This window comes from Flavobacterium sp. (genome assembly GCF_049590715.1).
Lineage (GTDB): Bacteria > Bacteroidota > Bacteroidia > Flavobacteriales > Flavobacteriaceae > Flavobacterium.
In genome coordinates this window covers 1-7,517 of record NZ_JBAWDL010000006.1, presented here as the reverse complement: position 1 = coordinate 7,517, position 7,517 = coordinate 1, and the positions used below count along the sequence as shown (strand labels likewise).

The window sequence follows — 7,517 nt, the reverse complement described above, 5'->3', positions numbered from 1 at the left end:
ATTCTTTTTTTTGCCATTATTTTTTATTTTGTACGCGTAGGGACAGGTCGCGACCTGTCCCTACGCGTACAAAATAAAAAATAATGGCAAAAAAAAGAATTTTATTAAAATTAGGAAGCAATACGTTAACCAAAGAAACCAATCATATTTCGAGAGGAAAGATTGAGGATATTGGAATGCAAATTGCCGCATTGAATAATGATTATGAATTTATAATTGTGAGTTCGGGTGCGATTGCTGCTGCAAAGCAATTTGTACAATTAGAGAAGCAAGATAAAGAACTTTTTGTAAAACAAGCATTGGCATCTATTGGTCAACCTCATTTGATGCGGATTTATCATGAGAATTTCAAAGATTTAGGGTTACATACATCGCAATGTTTATTGTCTTATTCTGATTTTGAAAAAGAACAAACCAAAGTCAATATCGTAAACACTATTAATGTTTTAGTCAAAAATAATTACATTCCTATTATTAACGAAAATGACACGGTAGCTACTGATGAGATAAAATTTGGCGACAACGATAAGTTAGCTGCTTTAACTGCTGTATTATTAAACGTTGATATTTTGATAATTGCCACTAATACAGATGGATTTTATACCAAAGAATCCATGCAAAAAGGAAATCCAGAAACTATTTCAGCAGTAGCTGATTTGAAAGATTTGGAAAAGGAAATTGGAGATTCAAAATCATCACACGGAACTGGCGGTATGCAATCCAAAATTGAAGCTGTAGCAATTGCAAAAGAAGCTAATATTGAAACTTGGATTGTCAATGGCCTTAATGATAATTTTATATTGAATGCCATAAATAATAAAATCCCATTTACTAAAATTGTATAAAATGTTGATTCGTTTAATCGATTACTCGGTTAAACAGTAAAAAACAATTAATCGATTAAACAAAAAACAAATGAACTACATTTCTATAAAAAATATCGACAACCTATCGCACTGGGTTCAAGATGCACTTAAAATCAAAAAAAATCCGCTTAAAAATAAAAAACTAGGAAAAAACAAAACTCTTGGGATGTTATTTTTTAATCCAAGTTTACGTACTCGTTTAAGTACTCAAAAAGCGGCTTTGAATTTAGGAATGAACGTCATGGTAATGAACTTTACTAACGAAGGATGGACACTTGAATTTGAAGATGGTGCAATAATGAGCCAAGGTGCATCAGAGCATATTAAAGAAGCGGCTGAAGTAGTATCGCAGTATTGCGATATCATTGCGATAAGAGCTTTTGCTGGATTAGTTGAAAAAGACAAAGACAACTCTGAAATAGTATTGTCTGGTTTCTTAAAACATGCAACTGTACCTATTGTGAATATGGAAGGAGCAACAGGACATCCTTTGCAATCTTTGGCGGATGCCATCACCATGGAAGAATTTAAAACGCCACACAGACCAAAAGTAGTTTTGTCATGGGCTCCACATCCTAAAGCATTACCTCAAGCTGTTGCTAATTCTTTTGTAGAAATGATGCAGTTACAAGATGCTGATTTTGTAATTACACATCCTGAAGGATACGAATTGAACCCAGAAATCACCAAAGATTCTAAAATAGAATACGATCAAGACAAGGCTTTTGAAAATGCCGATTTTATTTACGTCAAAAACTGGAGCAACTATAACGAGTATGGTCAAATTACCAATGCAGATACGAACTGGACTATCACTGCTGAAAAAATGGCTTTGACTAATAACGCCAAATTCATGCACTGTTTGCCTGTAAGACGTAATGTAATCGTGGAAGATGCTGTAATTGACAGCGAAAATTCTATTGTCATTCAACAAGCTAATAACAGAACCTATGCTGCACAATTAGTGCTACAAAAAATATTGAAAAATGGATATTAAAAAATCCCTAACTCTCGTGAAAATTGGCGGAAACATTATTGATGATGCCAATGAATTACAACATTTTCTAGCTGACTTTTCAAAAATTGAAGGATATAAAGTCCTCATTCATGGTGGAGGAAAATCAGCCACTAAGATGGCAAAAAGTATTGGTCTAGTGCCTCAAATGGTGGATGGTCGACGTATTACGGATGCTGCTATGCTTGAAGTCGTGGTGATGATTTACGCAGGTCAAATCAACAAAGATATTGTGGCGCAATTACAAGCGAACAACACTAATGCTATAGGGTTTTCAGGAGCAGATGGAAATCTAATCCAATCCGAAAAAAGAAATCACCCTAGCATTGATTATGGATTTGTAGGTGATGTTCAAAAAGTGAACACTCCCCTATTGCAAACCTTAATCACAAATGAAATTACTCCTGTTTTTTGTGCCATTACACACGACAAAAAAGGACAATTATTGAATACCAATGCCGATACGATTGCTAGTGAATTAGCTATTGCCTTATCTGAAGTATTTGATGTTACCTTGAACTACTGCTTTGAAAAGCCAGGTGTATTGACCGATGTTGATGATGACAATTCGGTAATTCAACAAATCAACTCAGCGTTATATTCTAAACTTAAACAAGAAGGCGCCATACACTCGGGTATGATTCCTAAATTAGACAACTGTTTTAATAGTTTATCCAAAGGTGTTCAAAAAATAAAAATCGGACACCATAAAATGTTACAAAATGCAAATGCCATTTGCACCAGTATTCAATTATAAACGTAAATTTTTCAGACCTATTTTTATAATTCTGAAGCTTTGCGCCTAAAAAAAACAAAATGAAAAACCAAGAAACACTTACAAAAGAAGCAATCCAATTATTAAAAAATCTGATTGAAACTCCTTCCTTTTCTAGCGAAGAGCAACAAACAGCCCTTTTAATAGAGCAATGGTTTATTCAAAACAACATTCCTTTTGAGAGAGAAAACAACAATATTTGGGCTTACAATAAAACTTTTGATAAAAGTAAACCCACTTTATTGATGAACTCCCATCACGATACCGTACGTCCTAATAGAGCTTACACAAAAGATCCTTTCAAAGCTATTATCGAAGACGGAAAATTATATGGGTTAGGAAGTAATGATGCTGGAGGATGCCTAGTTTCCTTGTTAGCGACTTTCGTTTATTTATACGAAAAAGAAAACTTATCCCATAATGTGGTCATCGTGGCTTCGGCTGAGGAAGAAAGCAGCGGAAAAAACGGTCTAAACAGTGTTTTAAAACACTTACCTGAATTAGAGTGCGCTGTCATTGGTGAGCCTACGTTAATGCAATTAGCCGTTGCCGAAAAAGGATTACTTGTCCTAGACATCAAAGTAAACGGAACACCTAGCCACGCCGCACACGAAAATAACGACAATGCAATTTATAAAACACTTCCAGTAATGGAATGGTTTAGAGATTACAAATTCGAAAAAATATCAGAGCAATTAGGTCCAGTGAAAATGACTGTTACCCAAGTCAATGCAGGAAAACAGCACAATGTAGTGCCTTCTGAATGTGAATTGGTAGTCGATATTCGCGTTAATGATTGCTACGATAATAAAGAAATTCTAGAAACCGTAAAAGCAAATGTTCTCGCAGAAGTAAATCCACGCTCGATGCATTTAAACGCTTCTTCGATCCCTGTTGCTCACGGATTAGTACAATCAGGAATCGCTTTAGGACGTACCACTTATGGCTCTCCTACCCTTTCGGATCAGTCGGTTTTGAGTTGTAAATCTTTAAAACTAGGACCTGGAGACAGTTTGCGTTCGCACTCGGCAGATGAATTTATATTTTTAAACGAAATTGAAGAAGGAGTGGATTTGTATATCAAAATCATTGGCGGTTTTTTAAAACAGTAATAGTAGGGACAAGTCGAGACTTGTCCAAAACATAAAAAGAACAAGTCACGACTTGTCCCTACCAAAACAAAACACACAATTTATGAAACTTTGGGAAAAAGGAATACCAACCGATAAACAAATAGAACAATTCACAGTTGGAAACGACCGTGAACTGGATTTAGTATTAGCAAAATATGATGCACTAGGTTCTATTGCTCATGCTAAAATGCTAGGCAATATAGGTTTATTAACTACTGAAGAAACAAATTCTTTAGTCGTAGCTTTAAACGAAATCATCGCTGATGTTGCTCAAGGAAATTTTGAAATCGAAGATAGCTTTGAAGATGTTCATTCTAAAATTGAATATTTACTAACGGTAAAACTTGGTGATGCTGGAAAAAAAATCCACACTGCTCGTTCTCGTAACGATCAAGTTTTAGTCGATGTGAATTTGTACTTGAAAGACGTAGTAACCGAATTAAAACAACAAGTAAAAACCTTGTTTGACTTAATGATGGAAATGGCTGATAAACATCAAAATGTATTATTGCCAGGATATACTCATTTACAAATCGCAATGCCATCATCTTTTGGAATGTGGTTTTCAGCTTATGCAGAAACATTAATTGATGACATCACAATGTTAAACGCTGCTTTGAAAGTGGTGGATCAAAACCCATTAGGATCTGCTGCTGGTTACGGAAGTTCGTTCCCAATCAACCGTACTTTTACAACCAAAGAATTAGGATTTGAAACCCTAAAATACAATTCGGTTGCCGCACAAATGAGTCGTGGAAAATCAGAGAAAACAGTTGCTTTTGCAATGAGTAGCGTAGCAGCTACTTTGGCTAAATTCTCAATGGATGTATGTGTGTACATGAGTCAAAATTTTGATTTCATCGGTTTACCTGCACATTTAACAACGGGTTCTAGCATCATGCCGCACAAGAAAAATCCTGATGTTTTTGAGCTAATCCGTGGGAAGTGTAATAAAATCCAAGCGTTACCATACGAAATCACTTTGATTACTAATAATCTACCAAGTGGGTATCACCGTGATTTACAGTTATTAAAAGAAGGTTTGTTTCCTGCTATTCAAAACTTACAAGCATGTTTGGATATTGCTATTTTCTCTATTAAGGATATCAAAGTAAAAGACAATATCTTAAACGATAAAAAATACGATTACCTGTTTACTGTTGATACCTTAAACGAAATGGTCGTTGCTGGAATGCCATTTAGAGATGCTTACAAAGCAGTAGCGGAACAGTTAGAAAGCGGAACCTACAAATCTCCAAAAGCTACGCAACATACTCACGAAGGAAGCATCAATAACCTTTGCTTAGCTGAGATTAAAGAAAAAATGAATCGCGCATTTTAAAATTCATTTTAAATTTATCATATAACGCATCGATATTTTCGATGCGTTTTTTTTTATTTATACAAATACCCTACATTTGATTTCTTATTATGACAACTATGAAAGAATTCAATGAGCATACTACTCAGGCTCTTTTTGAAAAAGAATTACTCACCGAAGAACAAAAGATCGAAATTGCAAACTATCGCAGTTTAAATCTATTTTCCTTGAATGGAGAATTAAAACTATTTCTTTATCTATCAGTTTTATTGTTTACTTCGGGCGTTGGAATATTAATTTATGCGAATATTGACAGCATTGGTCATAGTATTTTAATTGGGTTACTTTTAATAGTAACAGCAATTTGTTATTATTTCAGTTTCAAAAAAGCACCTCCTTTCCAAAAAGAAAAAGTAGTTTTTGAAAGTCCAGTGATGGATTATATTGTACTAACAGCGAATTTATTAACCTGTATTTTTATCGCGTATTTACAATTCCAATACAATACTTTTGGAACTAATTATGGATTAGCCATCATCATCCCAACTGCACTTGGCTTATTTTCAGGATATTATTTTGATAATAAAAATGTACTTTCATTAGCTATCACAGGATTAGCCGCTTATATAGGACTGACTGTCACGCCACAATCGTTATTACAAAATGATTTTTATGATACTAATGCCTTAAGTTATTCAGCGATTGGATTGGGAATCGTTTTATTAGCATGGAATTACTATTGTACTCAAATTGACTTTAAAAAACACTTTGCATTAGTATTTCTAACATTTGCTTTACACCTTATCAGTATTTCTTGTCTTAATAATTTAACGGAAGATTTTTGGTTTGCATCTGTGGTAATACTAGCAATAGCTACCTTTTATTTTTACAAAAGCAGTTACGAACAAAAATCCGTTTCCTTATTTGTATTTACTGTTTTGTATGCTTTTATAGGTACTAATATTACCCTATTTAGAATTATTGAAACGATCAATTTCAACGATTTCTTTTCGTTTTTACTTATATTCAGTCCTTTCTATTTTATAGGAGCTATTTTTCTTTTTATCCAAATGATCAAAAAATTCAATACCGAAATCAAAAATGATAGCATATAACAAAACCGAGCTTGAAAATCAATTTTTGATTGAAGAAGCTCATTCTTTATACAAAGCGGGATTTATTTCAAAAGAGAATTACACTACAATTGAAGACCAACTACCAACAGTTAAAAAACAAAAAAACATTTTAATTCGCCTAGGAATGACTGTATTGGGAGTCTTTCTTTATTCTTCCATTTGTGGCTTTCTTACGCTCGTGGGATTATCCCAAATTGATGATAATTTTAATTTCCTGCTTTATCTGTACGCTATTATTGGTTTTGCTGGTGTAGAATTTTATGCCAAACAAAATTATAAAGAACAAGGATTAGACGATACTTTTTTGATTGGCGGACAAGGACTTTTAGCTATTGCTATAGGAATGACAACTAATGGTTATGAGTTAGTAATTGCTTCGATCGCTACAGCTATTGCTTTGTTGACTTATATCCGCTACATTAACCTGAATTCTGTTTATATATTTTGTATTTCAAGCACTGCAACGATAGCCTATACTTTGTTTGAAATAGGAAGTATGGGAAAAATCATTTTACCTTTTGCATTGATGCTTTTTGCAGTAGCATTGTATATCGTATCACAAAAATTGATTCAAAAAATAGTTTTCCCCCTCTATCACAAAGGAATAGTAGTTGTAAAAAATTTTAGCTTAGTTTTATTTTATCTCTCTGGAAATTATCTTGTAGTTCGAGAACTTTCAGTAGCATTACTTGGAAACGAAATTGCTCCAAATTCGGATATTCCATTTGCTTGGTTTTTTTATGCTTTTACGTTTATTGTTCCAGCAATTTATATCGTTTATGGATTACGAGATAAAAAACGCTCCATGTTGTGGATTGGTTTTGTTGCTACGGTATTTTCAATTTACACGATTCGGTATTACCATCATCTGTTACCCACTGAGGTAGCTTTAACTGTAGGAGGATTACTATTATTTTGTATTACGTATTTTAGCATTAAAAAAATAAAAGACAAAACATCAGGAATCACTTTCCACCCCGATCGTTTTATTAATTCAAGTGATTTTATACATACTGAAGCTTTGATTCTTACGTCACAATTTGGATTAAAACCTGAAGTTCATACTGAATCTCCAATGGAATTTGGAGGAGGTGATTTTAGTGGTGGTGGTTCTGGAGGTTCTTTTTAATCTCTATTAGTAAAACTATTTGAACTTAAAATTTTGGAAAAGAAACCTCCCTCTTAGCCCCAACAGCAACGGAAAGCCTTTGTGGTGGAGCAAACCATAATTTTCTTGGGCTGGCAGAGCGACCAGCGGAAGCTCCTGCCAG

The 7,517-nt window shown here is 34.0% G+C and carries 7 protein-coding genes; all 7 read left to right on the top strand.

Annotated features, from left to right (window positions below):
* The first annotated feature begins 83 nt into the window (after positions 1–83).
* The 7 genes from proB (at position 84) to WBQ70_RS00300 (ending at position 7,375) form a co-directional block, all read left to right on the top strand.
* Positions 84–845 (top strand): glutamate 5-kinase, encoded by a 762-nt coding sequence (gene proB / locus WBQ70_RS00330; RefSeq protein ID WP_423908969.1) that lies wholly within the window; start codon positions 84–86, stop codon positions 843–845.
* A 70-nt stretch (positions 846–915) separates the two neighbouring features.
* Positions 916–1,863, top strand: coding sequence for an N-acetylornithine carbamoyltransferase (locus WBQ70_RS00325; protein ID WP_423908966.1), 948 nt, complete (start codon positions 916–918; stop codon positions 1,861–1,863).
* Positions 1,853–2,638, top strand: a complete 786-nt coding sequence (argB, locus tag WBQ70_RS00320; protein ID WP_423908964.1) for an acetylglutamate kinase — start codon at positions 1,853–1,855, stop codon at positions 2,636–2,638. The genes WBQ70_RS00325 and argB overlap by 11 nt, the downstream gene beginning before the upstream one ends.
* Positions 2,639–2,697: 59 nt before the next feature.
* Positions 2,698–3,768 (top strand): M20 family metallo-hydrolase, encoded by a 1,071-nt coding sequence (locus WBQ70_RS00315; protein WP_423908961.1) that lies wholly within the window; start codon positions 2,698–2,700, stop codon positions 3,766–3,768.
* 82 nt (positions 3,769–3,850) lie between these two features.
* Positions 3,851–5,131 carry an argininosuccinate lyase gene (gene argH, locus WBQ70_RS00310; RefSeq protein WP_423908958.1) on the top strand — a complete coding sequence of 427 codons (1,281 nt, stop codon included), beginning with the start codon at positions 3,851–3,853 and terminating at the stop codon, positions 5,129–5,131.
* 98 nt (positions 5,132–5,229) lie between these two features.
* Entirely contained in the window at positions 5,230–6,225 is a 996-nt protein-coding gene (locus WBQ70_RS00305) for a DUF2157 domain-containing protein (RefSeq protein WP_423908955.1), read from the top strand.
* Complete coding sequence (locus WBQ70_RS00300) at positions 6,212–7,375, top strand: hypothetical protein (protein ID WP_423908952.1); 1,164 nt, start codon at positions 6,212–6,214, stop codon at positions 7,373–7,375. The genes WBQ70_RS00305 and WBQ70_RS00300 overlap by 14 nt, the downstream gene beginning before the upstream one ends.
* The last annotated feature ends 142 nt before the right edge of the window (positions 7,376–7,517 follow it).